This window comes from Parapedobacter sp. (genome assembly GCF_035556095.1).
Lineage (GTDB): Bacteria > Bacteroidota > Bacteroidia > Sphingobacteriales > Sphingobacteriaceae > Parapedobacter.
This window is the reverse complement of sequence record NZ_DATMFT010000022.1, coordinates 1-17,187: the sequence shown is the minus strand read 5'-3', so window position 1 is coordinate 17,187 and position 17,187 is coordinate 1. Positions and strand designations below refer to the sequence as shown.

Annotated in this window: 13 protein-coding genes; 4 read left to right on the top strand and 9 right to left on the bottom strand. The window is 50.5% G+C overall.

From position 1 onward, the window contains the following. The first annotated feature begins 7 nt into the window (after positions 1-7). Complete coding sequence (locus VNQ80_RS13880; RefSeq protein WP_325639621.1) at positions 8-754, top strand: nucleotidyltransferase; 747 nt, start codon at positions 8-10, stop codon at positions 752-754. Between the two features lie 10 nt (positions 755-764). Beyond that, positions 765-1,541, top strand: a complete 777-nt coding sequence (locus tag VNQ80_RS13875) for a metallophosphoesterase family protein (RefSeq protein WP_325639619.1) — start codon at positions 765-767, stop codon at positions 1,539-1,541. A 4-nt stretch (positions 1,542-1,545) separates the two neighbouring features. Here VNQ80_RS13875 and VNQ80_RS13870 read toward each other — a convergent pair whose 3' ends face one another. Beyond that, the gene (locus VNQ80_RS13870) at positions 1,546-1,806 is read right to left on the bottom strand and encodes a hypothetical protein (RefSeq protein WP_325639617.1); all 261 of its coding nucleotides are present in this window, start codon (positions 1,804-1,806) and stop codon (positions 1,546-1,548) included. A gap of 120 nt (positions 1,807-1,926) precedes the next feature. Here VNQ80_RS13870 and treY point away from each other — a divergent pair, with 120 nt between their 5' ends. Together treY and glgX are read left to right on the top strand one after the other, a co-directional pair. After that, positions 1,927-5,997, top strand: a complete 4,071-nt coding sequence (gene treY / locus VNQ80_RS13865; protein WP_325639615.1) for a malto-oligosyltrehalose synthase — start codon at positions 1,927-1,929, stop codon at positions 5,995-5,997. A gap of 42 nt (positions 5,998-6,039) precedes the next feature. Then, the gene (gene glgX / locus VNQ80_RS13860) at positions 6,040-8,160 is read left to right on the top strand and encodes a glycogen debranching protein GlgX (RefSeq protein ID WP_325639613.1); all 2,121 of its coding nucleotides are present in this window, start codon (positions 6,040-6,042) and stop codon (positions 8,158-8,160) included. Here the strand turns inward: glgX and VNQ80_RS13855 are convergent. The 8 genes from VNQ80_RS13855 to VNQ80_RS13820 form a co-directional block, all read right to left on the bottom strand. Continuing rightward, on the bottom strand, positions 8,145-8,516 hold the full coding sequence (locus tag VNQ80_RS13855) for a four-helix bundle copper-binding protein (protein ID WP_325639611.1): 372 nt from the start codon (positions 8,514-8,516) through the stop codon (positions 8,145-8,147). The two genes, glgX and VNQ80_RS13855, sit on opposite strands and share 16 nt — an antisense overlap. An 11-nt stretch (positions 8,517-8,527) precedes the next feature. Beyond that, positions 8,528-10,147 carry an alpha-amylase family glycosyl hydrolase gene (locus VNQ80_RS13850; RefSeq protein ID WP_325639609.1) on the bottom strand — a complete coding sequence of 540 codons (1,620 nt, stop codon included), beginning with the start codon at positions 10,145-10,147 and terminating at the stop codon, positions 8,528-8,530. 55 nt (positions 10,148-10,202) lie between these two features. Then, a complete protein-coding gene (gene treZ, locus VNQ80_RS13845; protein ID WP_325639607.1) occupies positions 10,203-12,032 on the bottom strand; it encodes a malto-oligosyltrehalose trehalohydrolase in 1,830 nt (609 codons plus the stop codon). Positions 12,033-12,220: 188 nt separating this feature from the next. Then, positions 12,221-14,701 carry a heavy metal translocating P-type ATPase gene (locus VNQ80_RS13840; protein WP_325639605.1) on the bottom strand — a complete coding sequence of 827 codons (2,481 nt, stop codon included), beginning with the start codon at positions 14,699-14,701 and terminating at the stop codon, positions 12,221-12,223. 84 nt (positions 14,702-14,785) lie between these two features. Continuing rightward, complete coding sequence (locus VNQ80_RS13835; protein ID WP_325639603.1) at positions 14,786-15,349, bottom strand: AraC family transcriptional regulator; 564 nt, start codon at positions 15,347-15,349, stop codon at positions 14,786-14,788. 155 nt (positions 15,350-15,504) lie between these two features. Continuing rightward, entirely contained in the window at positions 15,505-15,972 is a 468-nt protein-coding gene (locus VNQ80_RS13830; protein ID WP_325639601.1) for a hypothetical protein, read from the bottom strand. A 35-nt stretch (positions 15,973-16,007) separates the two neighbouring features. Next, entirely contained in the window at positions 16,008-16,370 is a 363-nt protein-coding gene (locus tag VNQ80_RS13825) for a hypothetical protein (RefSeq protein WP_325639599.1), read from the bottom strand. Between the two features lie 79 nt (positions 16,371-16,449). Continuing rightward, positions 16,450-17,034, bottom strand: coding sequence for a hypothetical protein (locus tag VNQ80_RS13820; protein WP_325639597.1), 585 nt, complete (start codon positions 17,032-17,034; stop codon positions 16,450-16,452). Positions 17,035-17,187 lie beyond the last annotated feature (153 nt).

The following is a 17,187-nucleotide window of genomic DNA, read 5'->3' as shown; positions in this document are numbered from 1 at the left end:
CTCAGGTATGGATGTGCTATTAAACGACGGGTCTGAAAATCCGACTTCAATTTACCACGATGCTGTATCGGTATTGCTTAACGGCGCGTGTGATTTTATGGTTGGCGGTGGATTTGCATTGTCTTTTCACACGGGCATACAGCGCGATACGAAAGACCTTGACGTTTTCTGCCAGCCAAAAGATTATACGCACCTGCTTAAGTGTTTTGCGAACGATGGATACCGCGTTGAGCTGACGGATTCCAGGTGGCTGGCTAAGGCGTTTAAAGACGACTATTTTATTGACATTATTTTTGATACCGTCAACGGAATCTGTAGCGTCGACGAAACATGGTTCGCCCATGCAGAGACAGGTGATTTTCTTGGTTTGCCGGTAAGGTTCATTGCGCCGGAAGAGTTGATATGGTGCAAGATTTATGTCCAAAACCGCGAGCGGAATGACAGTGCAGATGTCAATCACCTGCTATTAAAAACCGGACACCGATTGGATTGGCAGCGGCTATTGGCTCGGCTTGATGCACACTGGCATTTGCTGCTGGCACAACTACTCATTTTTCAGTTTGTCTATCCTTCAGATTACCGCGATATCGTGCCCGATTGGGTATTTCATGAGCTGATGAAACGGGCAAATGAACAGTACGAATTGCCGCCTTCGGTCGAAAAAGTATGCCGCGGACCGCTTATCGACCAGACGCAGTATGAGGTAGATGTCAAAGTGTGGAACTACAAGTCGTATACAATGAGGAGCATATAAACATATAGCGATGGAAGTAAGTCAAAAAACAATCAAAATTGCAGCAGTAGGTGACTTGCACGTGCGGGAGACCGACCGGGGGAAGTGGAAGGAATATTTTACGGCCATTTGCCGGGAGGCCGACGTCTTGGTGCTGGCCGGCGACCTAACCGATACAGGTGATGAAGACGAAGCGGCGCTACTGGTAGAGGAACTCAAGGGATGTAACATACCGATGGTCGGCGTACTTGGCAACCACGACTATGAAAAAGGACGTCAAAAACTCATCAAAGAAACCCTGGCACAAGCCAACATTCAGATACTAGACGGCGAATCCGTTGTCATCCATGGTATTGGCTTTGCGGGTGTAAAAGGCTTTGGGGGCGGATTCGGTGCAGCGATGTTATCCAAATTCGGTGAAGAAATGATGAAGCTGTTTGTTCAGGAAGCAGTTGATGAGGCGCTAAAACTGGAACGGGCCCTGGCGCGGCTAGGCCAGCATGGCGGCGAAGTTCGAAAAATTGCCGTATTGCATTATGCGCCAATCGTCGATACCGTCGTGGGCGAGCCGTTGGAAATTTACCCATTTTTGGGTTCTTCGCGGCTATTGGAGCCCATTCAACGGAACACTGATGACATCATCGCCGTGTTCCATGGTCATGCGCATAAGGGGCAATTTGCCGCTGAAACGGCGGATGGGATAAAGGTTTGGAACGTATCGTTGCCCTTACTAGCTCAACAGGGCAAACCGCATCCTTTTCATATGCTGGAAGTAGAATTAGAGCACATCAGTTTAGCAACGAGTTGACGAATCAATAATTCCGGTATAAAAAAAACTTAATGTCGTCCAATGTCTGTATGGCCTCCATCTTATGTGTGCCGTAATTGACGGCATAAATCTCACCAGCCGCAGGCCCCGCTAGGCTGGTTTCCGCTGAGAGATATTCCTCTATTCCCAACCAGGGCCTATCGCGAAAAATAAAAAAACGAAGCCATCGCCCATTGGCGATGCAGGGGCCTTCCGGCGGATTGAACCCCATCTGTTCGAGCTGAAACCTGTCTAGCGTTCCCATATCATTGCTATTGTGAGAAGCCAACAAGCCACACAACGCTTTTGTTTTCGCACATGGATGAACTGTTAGAAAAATGTATATCCGAACAATTACGCAGTGCGTTGGTTAATTCTCCTACTTATGGTGCAACTTCCAAATATGACCTATCGGGTACAGTTCAATAAGGACTTTACGTTTCGCGACCTGGAACATCTTATTCCATATTTGAACCGTTTGGGAGTCGGCGCCATTTATGCATCGCCTATTTTCCGCGCCGTTCCCGGAAGCGGCCATGGTTACGATCAGACCGATCCCACGCAGCTCAATCCCGAAATCGGTTCGCTTGAACAGCTGAAGCGTGTTGCCACTAAGCTTGCCCATGCCGGAATCGGCTGGATACAAGATATCGTACCCAATCATATGGCCTTCCATCCGGAAAATCCGTGGTTGTGGGATGTGCTGGAGAAAGGCCCCGAGTCGACCTATCGCACGTTCTTTGATACACCTTTCGCGTCGCCTAATTATTTTTCCGGCCGCTTAATGCTGCCTTTTCTCGATGTTCCGCTCGAAGAGGCCATCCATACCGGTCGTGTCACGCTCAGCAGCTTTAATCAGCAATTCGGACTAGCATTTGCAGGAAAGGTATGGCCAATCAATCCGGCTGGACAAGCATTTATCCGTAGGTTGAATGGAGACAAATTGTTAGATGACCCGGCGATAATCCGCGACTTAATCACACTTCAATACTACGAGCCCTGTAGTTGGAAGGAAACGCATCATCGCATCAATTACAGGCGATTCTTTACAGTCAATAGCCTCATCGCATTAAACGTACAAGATGGCAGCGTCTTTGATGCGGCCCACCGGTTGATCGCTCAACTCGTAAAAAATGGTGTGTTTACAGGCCTGCGGATCGATCACATCGATGGTCTTGTCGATCCGACAGGTTATCTACTCCGGTTACGTCGATTAGTCGGCGACCATGTGCTCATCGTGGTCGAAAAAATCCTCCAGCCGGGCGAACGTCTTCCAACCCAATGGCCAATTCAAGGAACTTCCGGATACGATTTCCTCGCCATGGCCAACGCAGTCCTATCAGATGGGAGCAATGAGGAGCGGCTAACCCGTTTTTATAGTAAACTTACCGGTCAGGACCAGCCGATTCCACCGCTGCTTTGGCAGGCGAAAGAAAGCCAATTGATGGAAGCGATGAAAGGCGAACTGGACAACCTTTCCCGGTTTTTGCAAGAGGTCGTGCTGGCAGAAGCAACGCTATCTAAAAATCACAGCCAAGAGATGCTGAAATCGGCGTTGGCACAATTTATCATCCATTGCCCCGTCTACCGTTGGTACGGGCATGCTTTCCCGCTTACCGACGCGGAAGTGGAGTCGATAAGGAAGACGCTGGAACTGGCTGCCGCCGATCGTCCTGATTTGCGTAAGGAACTGGCCTTGCTGGAAGGGTTGCTGGTCTCTGCGAAGAAAATAAATACCGGACCTCAATTGGCGCATATCGCTTTGTTTTACCAACGATGTATGCAGCTTACCGGTGCATTGATGGCCAAAGGGCTGGAAGATACATTGATGTATGCCTACAATCGGTATATCGGTGCGAATGAGGTTGGTGGATCGCCCGCGGAGTTCAGCCGATCGGTCGCCGACTTCCACCAATTTATGGAAGAACGTAGCCAATACCAACAACACACCTTGAATGCCACGGCCACACACGATACCAAACGGGGCGAAGATGCTAGCGCACGTTTGCAGGTGATTACGGCATTTCCACGCGCATGGAGTGCGGCCGTGGCGACATGGATGAAATGGAATGCGTCATTCAAAACGAATGGCATGCCTGACGCGAACGACGAATATTTCATCTACCAAACGCTATGGGGCACCTTTCCGATGCCCCGTAAGCCGCTTAAACCCTACCGGGAACGCTTGGAGGCCTACCTTATCAAAGCGATGCGTGAAGCCAAGCGACATACGGACTGGGCCGCCCCCAATCAAACATATGAGCAATCGGTAGTGCGTTTCATCCGGAGTATACTTCATCCGCGCGCCCCATTTTTTAAGCATTTTCGCCCATTTCATACGGAATTTGTGGACCTGTCTATCCTGAACTCGCTCGCAAAAGTGGTATTGAAATTTACATGCCCCGGCATTCCGGACTGCTATCAGGGCAGCGAAGGTTGGGACTTTTCATTTGTAGACCCCGATAACCGGCGACCGGTGGATTTCGCCGAACGCCAGGCATGGCAACAGCGACTGCATAAAATGGGTGCCGGAACCGATGTGGTACATCAACTATGGAAAGACCGTCATTCGGGGCAGGTGAAATACAGCATCACGGAATGGCTGGCACAGCTACGCCGCCAGTACCCTGACCTTTTTCAGAAAGGATTGTATATCCCCATTGCGGCGTCAGGAAGATATCGGAAACATGTCTTGTCCTTTATCCGCCGCCTAAACCACCAATGGCTGCTGGTGGTGGTGCCCATCCATATCGGAAGCCGCATGGTGGGTCGAACTAGAAAATTAGAGCATATCGACTGGGGTACTACCCGGATCATGCTACCGGACCATGCACCCCGGCAGTGGCGCAACGTATTTACCGGCGAAATCAAGGAAAACGTAAGCCAGTTCATACTTGGCCAGCACGTTCATCCGCTTCCGGTAAGTGTGTGGATAGCCACCGACGACACGCAGAAAACTCACCGGGCAGCGGGCGTGTTGATGCCGCTATTCTCCTTGCCAGGGCCGTTTGGAACCGGTGATCTGGGGCGCGGAGCCTATCGGTTCGTGGATTTCTTGGGGCAAGCGCGCCAACGGTATTGGTTGATGCTGCCTCACCATCCAACAAGCGCGGCAGTAGGCTATTCCCCGTATAGCGGGCACTCGGCAATGGCCGGCAACGCCTTGTTTCTCGATCTGGCCGATTTTGCGCGACAAGGGTGGCTTGTCCAAGCCGATCTGGAAATGCACGAGCTTCCCAACGCGTCAGAAGCGGTATACGACCAAGCATCGGCGCTGAAAAACGTGCTTTTTGGTAAAGCTTTCCGAAACTACCTTCGTCAATGGGTAGGTCGCCGAGACCAAGGGTTCGAGGCATTTTGCAAACGTGAGTCCGGGTGGCTAGACGACTATGCGTTATATTCGGTGCTAAAGGATAGATACCGCGGTAAGCCTTGGTATAGCTGGCCGGTTGCCTACCGTAACCGCAAGCAAGATGCACTGAAAGCACTCGGCACATCATATCCATACGAACTAAAAAAAGTAAAATGGCTGCAGTATCAGTTTCTTTTGCAGTGGAATCGTCTCCGCCAATACAGTCGGCAATCGGGCGTGCAGTTCATCGGCGACATTCCTTTTTACGTTAATCATGATGCCGCAGATGTATGGGTGCACCGTGGGCTGTTCAAGTTGGATGACAATGGGGCAATAGCGGATATGGCAGGTGTACCACCGGATTATTTCAACGCTGACGGACAGCTATGGGGCATGCCCGTTTTCCGTTGGGAAAACCACGCCAGCGACGGCTTTGCCTGGTGGACGCAGCGGATAACAAAAAACTTGGCATTTTACGATCTGTTGCGGCTCGATCATTTCCGGGCGTTTTACGATTATTGGGAAATTCCCATTACGGCAAAGCGTGCGAAAGAAGGCGCGTGGCAGCCCGGCCCGGGAGTAGCGCCTTTCAGGGCCTTCAAAAAATCCGTTGGCGGTCTGCCGTTCATCGCTGAAGATTTGGGCGACATCCATGAAGGGGTTTACCGGTTGCGTGACGAGCTGAGCATTCCCGGAATGAAAGTCTTGCAATTCGCTTTCGGCGACGATATCGCTACTAATTTACACGCGCCGCATCATCATTCGGCCCGCGATGTCGTGTTTACCGGTACACATGATAATGACACGGCCGTGGGATGGTATCGCAATGAGTCAACGGCCGCAAAGGCACGGTTGAGCGCGTACGCCGGTGCTGGCACGCTTACGCCGCAACGTGCTGTCGTAACGCTGTGCCGGCTGGCCTACGCGTCCCCGGCCCGCTTAGCCATTATCCCCTTACAGGATTTATTGGGGCTCGGAACGGAAGCACGCATGAATATACCGGCAGTGCCCACGGGTAACTGGCGCTGGCGGCTCGATCCGGACCAACTAACCACCCGTTTACGACGCCAATTGAGCGAATGGGTACAATTGTATGGCCGGTAGTGAATTTCAAAACAATTACAAGTGCTCCGCGGTTGGTTGTTTATGAAATATACAATCTATCCCGGTAAACCGTATCCCCTGGGTGCAACTTGGGATGGGGAAGGCGTGAACTTTTCCATCTATGTCGAACAGGCAACAGCCGTGCACCTTTGTTTGTTTGATGGCGCTACCCCCGATGCCGGAGAAACGGTGATTACCCTTACGGAGCGCACCCATCAGGTGTGCCACGGTTATGTGCCGGGTCTGGCGCCGGGGCAATGCTATGGCTATCGGATGGATGGTCCCTTCGAACCGTCGGCTGGTCAACGTTACAATCCCAATAAGCTATTGCTAGACCCCTACGCCAAAGCGATATCGGGCGTTTTAGATGCACACGAAGCCCATCTGGGCTATGAGGCGGGCCATCCGGATGAAGATTTGAGCTTCAGTAAACAGGACAGCGCACCACACGTGCCAAAATCGGTCGTTGTGGATCCGGGTTTCGACTGGGAGGGCGATAAGCAGCTCAACATTCCTTTTCGCCAAACCGTTATTTACGAAGCCCACGTGCGGGGGCTGACGAAACTGCGTCCGGAAATTCCGGACGATCTTCGCGGAACCTATGCCGGTTTGGGCCACCCCAAAACAGTAGAATACCTGAAAAATCTCGGCATTACAGCCATCGAACTGATGCCCGTACACCAATTCGTAAACGACCGGCATAGCGATGGGTTATCCAATTATTGGGGCTACAATACCATCGGTTTTTTTGCGCCGGAAGTGCGCTATGCGTCTTCCGGCGCGTTGGGGCAACAAGTCAACGAGTTTAAAAACATGGTTAAGGCGTTGCATGCAGCCGGAATCGAAGTGATATTGGATGTGGTGTATAACCACACGGCCGAAGGGAACCACCTAGGGCCCACGCTGAGTTTCAAAGGCATCGACAATGCGAACTATTACCGGCTTACCGACGATCCCCGGTTTTATATGGATTATACCGGCACCGGAAATACACTGAATGCGAACCTGCCCATCGTTCTCCGACTGATTATGGATAGCCTGCGCTACTGGATTACCGAGATGCACGTAGACGGATTCCGGTTCGACCTAGCCGCTACCTTGGCACGCGAACTGCATGAAGTTGATCGGTTAAGTGCTTTCTTCGATATCATCCAGCAGGATCCCGTCATTTCACAGGTGAAATTAATTGCCGAACCCTGGGATTTGGGCGAGGGGGGATACCAAGTGGGCAATTTTCCGCCGGGCTGGGCGGAATGGAACGGTAAATACCGCGATTGTGTACGCGATTATTGGCGCGGTGCCGAAAGCATGCTGTCCGAGTTTGCAGCACGTTTCACCGGGAGTTCGGACCTGTATCAAGACGATTATCGGAAACCGACTGCGAGTATCAATTTCATCACGGCTCACGACGGTTTTACGTTGCACGACCTCGTATCGTACAACGAGAAGCACAATGAGGCGAACCAAGAGGACAACAACGATGGCGAAAGCCACAACCGGTCTTGGAATTGCGGCATTGAGGGTCCTACGGACGATGTGGAAGTAAATGCATTGCGCGCCCAACAGAAGCGCAACCTCTTAGCAACGCTCCTTCTTTCACAGGGCGTGCCCATGCTGCTTGCAGGTGACGAAGCGGGGCGAACACAGCAGGGGAATAACAATGCGTATTGCCAGGACAACGAGTTATCGTGGTTTCATTGGGACCAGGTTGATGGTTCATTGTTGGAATATACGCGGCAGTTGATCGAATTGCGGCTTTCTCAACCTGTGTTCTGCCGACGGAAATGGTTTACCGGTGAGCCAATAAAAGGCGTTGGCACGGAAGATATCGCATGGTTCCTGCCCGATGGGCGGGAGATGCCCGAAGAAAGCTGGGATCACGATTTTGCCCGGTCGCTCGCCGTATTCCTGAACGGCGAGGGCATTCATTCGGTAGACGAAAAAGGGAAAAAAATCATCGGCGACAGCTTTTATCTCATTTTCAATGCGTACCAAGAGCCGTTGGATTTTATATTGCCCAAAGACAAACGGTATGGTGATTTCTGGATAAAGGTAATCGATACCACATCAGCACAGATCGCTGCGTCGCCGAATCAACTCGAAGCGGGTAGTCACTTCGAGGTCGCCGGACGCTCGATGCAGGTATATCAGCTAGCCGACTGATCAAACCCGTTGTCGCCCCGTGTTTGCAGGCGCTCTTTTAGCAAATAACAAGCTTCGCTGCACAACAAACATGCGGCCGCACATTGCTGGCAATGGTCTGCCGGGTGTTTGTTACATTCCCGGGCACACTGGTTACATATCCACTCGCAAAGGTCAAGCAGCGCCGGCAACAAGATAGACTGCCGTTTGATGGATTTGGCTAATAGCACACAAATTTCAGCACAATCCTGGCTGAGCCGTATGCATTCGCTGAGGTGCCCATGGTCTGGCCGTAAAATACTTTCGTTGGCACATTTCTCACACATCAATGTGCAGTGCCATACTTTTTGCAATAAGGTTTGAAATGAATCGTCCATGATTTCTGTCTTTAGTGTCTCACTGCTGATAGCCTTACAATAATACCTTCATCGCCACTCAAATAAATTTGCTCACCGATAGCCATCCCTTTCAATTCCGGTGATGTCGATAGTTCAACCACGCCGTTGCGTAACTGGGATGGGTCCTGGCGGTGCCGGCAGGGACGGGACGAAAGGTTAAGCATCACAAAGAAGCTGTCGCCGTCGGGCGATTCCCGCTGATAGGCCAGGTACTGGTCGTTCGAATGAATCGGTGTATATGTCCCCCGGTTCAAGGCAGGCTCCCTATTTCGTAGCGCGATGAGTTCGTGATATAAGTGCAGGATGGAGGACGGGTTTTCCCGCTGCTGCTGCACATTGTAGCGCGGGTATCGCTTATCTACGCGAAGCCACGGTTTGGCTGTCGAGAAGCCAGCATAAGCAGCATTTGACCATTGCATAGGTGTGCGGCTTGGATCCCTACTGAGGTCTTTTTCCGGCATGTTCAAGCCTTGGGGGTCTTGTTGCTCCTCAAAAGGGATGGCTACATCGCGCATGCCGATTTCATCGCCGTAGTAGAGCGTGGGGGTACCGCGAAGGGTAAGCAGCAGTAGCGCTGCCACGCGGGCTTGGTGTTCGCCTACGCGGCTTGCCAACCGGGGCTGGTCATGATTGCTGAGTACCCAATTCGGCCACCCTTCGGCGGGTAGCGCCCCTTCATACTGGTCAATTGCTGAGGCAATTTCCTGCGCGCGCCACGGCATGGTCAGCAATTGGAAATTGAAGGGCATGTGCACACCGTCGCTTTGCGGCCCGTAATAAGCCATCAGTTGGTGCAAAGGCAGGTAAACTTCGCCAATAATCAGTCGGTCGTCATAGGCATCAACCACCTGTCGCATTTTCTGCACAATATGGTGTACTTCTGGCTGGTCGGTGGAGTATGCGGGCAACAGCTGGTTATAGGTCGATTGCGTATTGTCGTAGTGGGGATTCGGCGGATTATCACGTAGTTGCCGGTCTTTGATCAAATGCCAGATCACGTCAACCCGGAAGCCATCCACGCCCTTGTCCAACCAAAACCGCATCACATCAAACATCGCTTCCCGCACATCGGGGTTCCACCAGTTCAGATCGGGCTGCGCTTTCAGAAAACCATGATAGTAATATTGCTTGGTATGGTCGTCCCATTCCCACGCGTTTCCGCCGAATACGCTTTTCCAGTTGTTTGGCGGACTGCCGTCGGCCTTGCCATCATGCCAAATATACCAGTCGCGCTTGGGTGAATCCCTCGAACTTTTAGATTCGATGAACCACGGATGCTGGTCGGACGTATGGTTCGGCACCAGGTCAAGGATCACTTTCAACTCCCGGCGATGCGCCTCTTGGAGAAGCTGGTCGAAATCAGCCATGGTGCCAAATCGTTCATCTATCCCCGTATAGTCCGCAATATCATAGCCAAAGTCGGCCATGGGCGATGGGTATATCGGCGAAATCCAAATCGCATGGGCTCCCAACCATTGCAGGTAATCCAGTTTATTGATAATCCCTTGCAGGTCGCCGATACCGTCATTGTTGGCGTCCATAAATGAACGTGGGTAGATTTGGTAAATGACGCCGGTTTTCCACCAAGGGGCATTTGTAGTTGTGACCATAACAAATTATCATGCGTTAACATCAAAATTCCGGTACCGGAGTATCCGGATGTATTTATGTTTCAGCCGTAAACACCGATACACTCACCGGGGGCAGGAGCAGCGCATGGGCGTTAGCGGTTGTAGTCGCTGCCGCGGCAAGGGGCGCTGTTGAATCTAACAAACACGTCCACGTTGTGTTTGCGGGTAGCGTATGCCGTATCGTGTCGCCGGAAAGGTTGAAAAGGGCTAGCAACAGCGACTGCCCGGATTCATCCTGCCTGCGCAATGCCCATGCATGGGAATTGATGACGTCGACTTGCGTGGCTGGCTTGTTGAAATTCCGTAATGCGGCATGCGACTGGCGCAGCGCGATGAGCCGTTTATACCATTCCAGCAACTCGCCATGTTTCCCCTGCGTGCGGATGGGCCAATCAAGAATGCACGATGCGAAAGATGACTCCGCCTGTGGATCGGGGGGATCCTCATGGTCAAAAAAATCGCTGAATTCACGCTTCCGTCCGGCCCTTACCCGGGCAATCAGTTTCGGATCACTGTGGCTGGTGAAGTATAGAAAAGGCCGTGTTTCTCCGTATTCTTCACCCATAAACAACAGGGGGATATAAGGGGAGAGGAGCAACGCAGCCGCGGCCACGCGTAGATGGCTTTCGGATACGAGGCTGGATAACCGTGCTCCGTTCTTTTGGTTGCCCACCTGGTCATGGTTTTGGATAAACGCCACGAACTTAAATCCGGGGATGCCTGCGGAAGATGCACCATGTTTTCGTTGGCGCGCCTTCACGTACTCGCTGCTATGCACAAATCCATCCGTATAGGCCTTGGCCAGCTGTTCCATGGCACCGAAGTCTTCGTACCGTTCCCTACCTTCCGGATATAGCAAAACAAACAATGCATGATGAAAGTCGTCTAACCATTGTGCATCGAAACCATATCCACCTGTCTGGGAATTCTGGATAACACGCGGTGCGTTCAAGTCGCTCTCGGCAATCAAATAAACATTTTTTCCGCTTTCTTGAATATATTGGTCTACATGCTTGTTGATATACTGTAGCACATGTACGGCCCCGTTATCCATCATGGCATGGATGGCATCTAGCCGCAGGCCGTCGATGTGGTAGTGGTGAAACCAATGGAGCGCATTGCTGGCAAAGTAATCACGTACCCCGTCAGACCAAGGGCCGTCGAAATTGATTGCTGCGCCCCAGGGCGTTTGGTATGCTTCGGTAAAGTACGGCCCATACCGATTGAAATAATTGCCTTCGGGCCCGAGGTGATTGTACACCACGTCGAGATAGACAGCTATCCCGATTTGGTGGCAAGCATCCACCAGTTTTTTTAAACCTTCCGGGCCGCCGTACGTGTGTTGGACAGCAAATGGAAAAACGCCATCGTAACCCCAGTTTCTACTGCCGGGAAATTCGGCGATAGGCATGAGTTCGATGGCATTGATGCCGATTGATTTCAGGTCGCCCAGCCTGGGAATAATGGCTTCGAATGTCCCCTGTTCGGTGAATGTTCCCACATGCAGCTCGTAGCCTATCAGCTCTTCCAGGGGTGGATTCTCCCATTCGTGATCTTTCCATTGGTAGTTGCCATGGTCAACGAGTGCGGATGGGCCATGTACGCCGTTGGGTTGGTCGTGTGATGCCGGGTCGGGTAGGTCGTCGCCGCCATCCAGCACATAATAGTACTGGGCGTCTATCGGGCAATCCGGGAGTTCCACTTCAAAGTAGCCATCGCTTCCCCGCCCCATGTCATGCCAGCTTTCGTCAGGCGAGATAAGATGTAGTGTAACCTCATGCGTTAGCGGAGCCCAAACCCGAAAGTGGCAGCCTTTTCCGGCCTTTACATAAGGACCGGTCCTTATCGATGATAATGCCTGCATTGTTATTTGCTATTATGATTTCAACCGTTCCCATGTAAATTAGTTTTCGGTTTTGTTGCGCCACATCCACATTTCATTTAATTAATGCGTCAAACGCGGCACTACATGCTAGGGCGGCGTATCTTAGCAAATACGAGCGACACCGAGCTGGAGAAATAAAGGCGACGCGCCTCTCCGACCCGCAATGGCTACTGGTTGACCGGCTCGATGGTAAAACCCGCCTGTTGTACCGTTTCCATGATCTGTTGCGCGGATGCTCCGGTAGCCGATACGGTCAGTATCTTATCTTTATTATCCGTGTCTACTTCCCAATGCGCAATACCATCTAGCCGGTCGAGATGCGGCGTCACAGTGGCCACACAGCCGCCACAGTTGATGTTTGTTTTGAACTGCAAATGTTGATTACTATTTTCCATCTTGTTTGGATTTGTCGTTAATGAATCGTTTATTTTTTTCCATTTCAGCCGCAAGCTGTTGCTCACCACGCTCACGCTGCTCAAGGCCATCGCTGCCCCGGCTATCATGGGGTTGAGCAAAAAACCATTGATTGGGTACAATATCCCCGCTGCAATAGGGATGCCAATCAGGTTGTAAATGAACGCCCAGAATAAGTTCTGTTTGATAGTTGCTACGGTTTGTTTAGACAGTCTGATGGCCTGCGGGATTTTGGTCAGGTCGGATGAAATGATGGTCATTTTCGCCACATCCATAGCAATATCGCTGCCTTTGCCCATGGCGATGCTTACATCTGCCGTAGCCAATGCGGTACTATCGTTGATGCCATCGCCCACCATCGCTACGGTTTTACCCTGCCGTTGGAGCTCTTTCACGAAATCCGCTTTGTGTTGTGGCAAAACCTCCGCTTTGTAATGCCCAATACCGGTTTGCTGCGCAATGGCCTTGGCCGTGGCTTCATTATCGCCCGTAAGCATGTATAGCGCTATGCCCATTTCCTGCATTTGCTTGATGGCCAATACGGAAGTTTCCTTAATCTTGTCCGAAATAGCCAGTACGGCCAGTGTTTGTGTGCGGTTTGCAAACCAGATGACCGTTTTTGACTGTTTACCCCATTCGTCAGCCTGCTGTTGCAGTACGGCTGCAATGGAAACACCATGCTCTGCTAGAAGCCCTTTGTTCCCGGCGAAATACGTTTCGCCGTTGTAAACCGCTTTTACGCCCTTGCCGGTAATGCTCTCAAATGCCGTTAAATCTACCGTATTTGCCTCGGCGAGGTGATTGGTCACCGCAGCGGCCAATGGGTGTTCGGATTGTTTTTCCAAGCTAAACAAAACCTGTTTTGCCGTATCGTCGTCGTTCAGCCATTTCGCACCGGTTACTTCCGGTTTACCTTCGGTGATGGTCCCGGTTTTGTCGAGCACCATGGCGTTTACTTTTTTCGCCAGCTCCAGGCTTTCGGCATCTTTGATGAGTATCCCGTTTTCGGCACCTTTACCCACACCCACCATGATCGCCGTGGGGGTGGCCAGTCCCAAGGCACAAGGGCATGCGATGACCAGTACCGTAATGGCAGCCAAAAGCCCATGTACTATACCATTGTCGCCGCCCAATACCACCCACAGTATGAATGTAAGCAGGGCGATGCCCATCACAATGGGGACGAAAATGCCAGCGATCTTATCTACGAGTTTCTGTACCGGAGCTTTGCTGCCCTGCGCATCCTGCACCGTTTTGATGATTTGGGCAAGCATGGTTTCCTTGCCTACCTTCACCGCTTTAAACCGGAAGCTTCCTTTTTGGTTGATGGTGCCCGCAAAGACCTTTTCGTCTGCCGCTTTAAGCACAGGCAGGGGTTCGCCACTCAACATGCTTTCGTCTACATACGAGCTGCCGGACAAGACCATTCCATCCACCGCAATCTTTTCACCCGGCTTCACCAAAACCACGTCGCCCACATGCACATCTTCAATGGCGGTTTGCTGTTCGCGGCCGTCAGGCAGTACCAATGTTACGGTTTTCGGCTGCAAACCCATCAGTTTTTTGATGGCTGACGAGGTGTTGCCTTTGGCCCTTTCCTCCAATAGTTTCCCAAGCAGTATAAAGGCAACGATGACCGTCGCCGCTTCGAAATACACGTGGGCCTCAAGGCCCCGCTCGTGCCAGAACTCGGGCATTAGCATATTAAAAACACTGAATACGTAGGCGATGCCTGTACTCAATGCCACCAAGGTGTCCATGTTGGCTTTACGGTGCTTGGCCTGTTTCCAGGCATTACGGTAGAAATCCCGGCCCAGCCACAGCACCACGGGCGTGGTAAACAACCACATGACCTCATTGGCGTAGGGTATGGTCATGAAAAACATACCAATAGCCACCACGGGTAAGGAGAGGGCAACGGCCCAAATAGTTTTTTGTTTTAACGACCGGAATTGCTGTTCGTGGATGGCTTCCAGTGTCTCTTGCCGTGTGTCTTCGCTTTCGAGGAGCAAATCATAACCCACCGACCGAACGGCTTCCTGCAAGGCAAGGGGGCTGGTGATGGTCGGCTGGTACGCCACCGATAAGGTGGCCGTCGCAAAATTAACCGATGCGTCGGTTACCCCTTCGGTAGCTTTGACCATGCTTTCCACACTGGCCGCGCAGGATGCGCAGGTCATGCTCAGTACCGGGAAAGACTGTTTTATCAAATTATTAGCTGTTGCTGTTGCCATTGCTCATGCTTTTATCGTACAATACAAAGGTGGCAACTTAATCCGTTCAAGTCGTTGTGGAATTCTGGAATTGTTTTGTAAGATTTATACCTTATCCAGTGGTTTTCGTTTGTCTTCCTTGATTTTCTTGAAATGGCTAGGGGTAAGCCCGGTCACCTTTTTGAACTGATTGCTTAGGTATGCCACACTGGAGTAGTTGAGCCGGTAGGCAATCTCGCTAAGCGTCAGTTCATCATACACCAATAGTTCCTTCACCTTTTCGATTTTCTGGGCAATGAAATATTTTTCAATCGTGGTACCCTCCACTTCTGAAAACAGATTGGATAGGTAGCTGTAATCATGGTTGAGGGCATGGCTGAGCACCTCCGATAGGTTGTATTTGTTGTCGCTTTCCCGGTGATGCACCAACTCGATGATTGCCGTTTTGATTTGCTCGATGATGCGGCTTTTTCTGTCGTCGATGAGTTCAAACCCCACATCGGTCAATGCATTATCCAGTGCCTTTCTTTCCGCATCGGACAATTCCCGATCGAGAGTGACTTCTCCTAATTTTATATGGCTGGTGCCTATGCCAAGTTTGTCCATCTCGTTCTGTACCACCATGATACAACGATTGCAAACCATATTTTTTATGAATAATTTACTCATTGTCTTACGCTAATCAAAGGTACGAAAAGAATACGATAACAACCTTTACTTTCCGAGGTGTTAACGAGAAAGGCGATTAAGCGCCGTGCCGCGGAAAATGATGCAAGACCCGGTAGGCACGGTGTTTATTGTCAACAACAAAGCGTGAAGTGCGCTTAAAAAAACGGCCGGAAATTCGGTCTGCTGGTAAATGGCGAAAATGCCCAGGGAATCGATGCTAGGATAATCAATAGACCTATCGTATACCAGATGGCCATGGTCTTAAATTTTTCATTGTCCGTTGCTTTCCGCTTGGCTTTTGCCGAACCGATGGTAACCAACACGACGGCTACGACCATCATCAAACTGTGCTCCATGCCGAAGAAACGAAAATCCCGCTGATGGATCGTCTCCGGGAAATGTCGTAGAAAATGATTGGAAAACGGGCTGATGACGTAGAGCCAGAGGCCCAATATCAGCTGGATGTGGGCAATGGTTGCCGTCCAGTGGCGCACGGTATTATCAAACCGGGAGAATTTCCTTTTAAAAAACCAACCGTTGTAAGCGCAGGTAACGGCAATAAGCAATGCAGCCAGCACAAGCCACCGGACCAATGAATGCGTTGCTAATAGCGTAGGGTACATGATGTACCGGCAATAATACGAAATTTATTGTTTGATTAGTTTGGTAGGTCGTCCGAATGATTTTCCCAGTCGTTAAGGAAATGATCCAGTGCATCGTCCCTGATCTCCAGCCAATCCATCGCATCTAGATACCAAGCTTTTGCTTGCTCAAATACCGTGGTAAGTTCATCGGTAACGTAGCGGTGCACGATAAACGTCAGCTTGTCAATTTCCCCGTATTTATTCACGCGGTCCCAGTCGTAGCGCGGGCTGATCGATTCCAGTAAAGGATTACCGGCGCGGACCAATTCCAAAACCGTATGCGTAGGGAAGTGGAAAATCACCACCCGTCCACGCAACGATGCTTTTCCTGGCATCACTTCCGTCAATAAGCTGAAATCAGGTATTTCAAATCGCATATGCGTTAGTTATCCATCTTAATGATATTAACGACATAAGGCGTCATCGGTTTGAAATAATCGCTATTAATCAGCACGTCTAACCGCTGTCGTTGCTATTTGCGTCTATTTTTTTCGTTAAGTGTTCTGAAAACTGTTCCTGAGATTTTAATTCCTCATCACCATCCTTAAATATGCAGAAAATTTCTCCCGCACCTCTTATTACTTTCTCCTGCCGCTCATATTTCTTGCCTTTTACGGGTTGGATGAAAATGAAAATTTCTTCCGGCATTGAGAAGTGAAGAATTATCCAAACGTCTTCGTCCGGGTGGTTTTCAGCATATTCAATTTTGTCAGGTCTTACCCAATAATCTGCTCCCCTCATTCTCTCAGTCCCTGTTACCTCCACTTTTAGCAGTGTAATTCCAGGTTTTAAGCGATGCATCACAGCGATGTCGGGTTTCCCTTTTTCATCTGGATGCTCCTTTATTAGCATTTCCGTATCAGCACCAAAGCCAACAATTTTTACTAATGCCTGCTCATTAATACGTTCAATCAGTTTGGCTACTTTTTCAATTCTCACTTTCTCATCATTCCAAACGTCTTGATAAGCCTGCTTCCAAAAAAAGTTTTCTTGTTCTTTGAGACTATCGCAACTTATCTCATCACCAACTTTCAAATTCATCGCTTGAAAGGTTTATAGTACTCCCCAAAAATTGGACAGCTGCTTAAATGTTTAACTTAGCAGTTGTAAAAATGAAAAAAGAACGCAGGAAATTCAGTGCAAGCTTCAAGGCGAAGGTAGCCATTGAAGCGATTAAGGAGCAGCAGACAATCC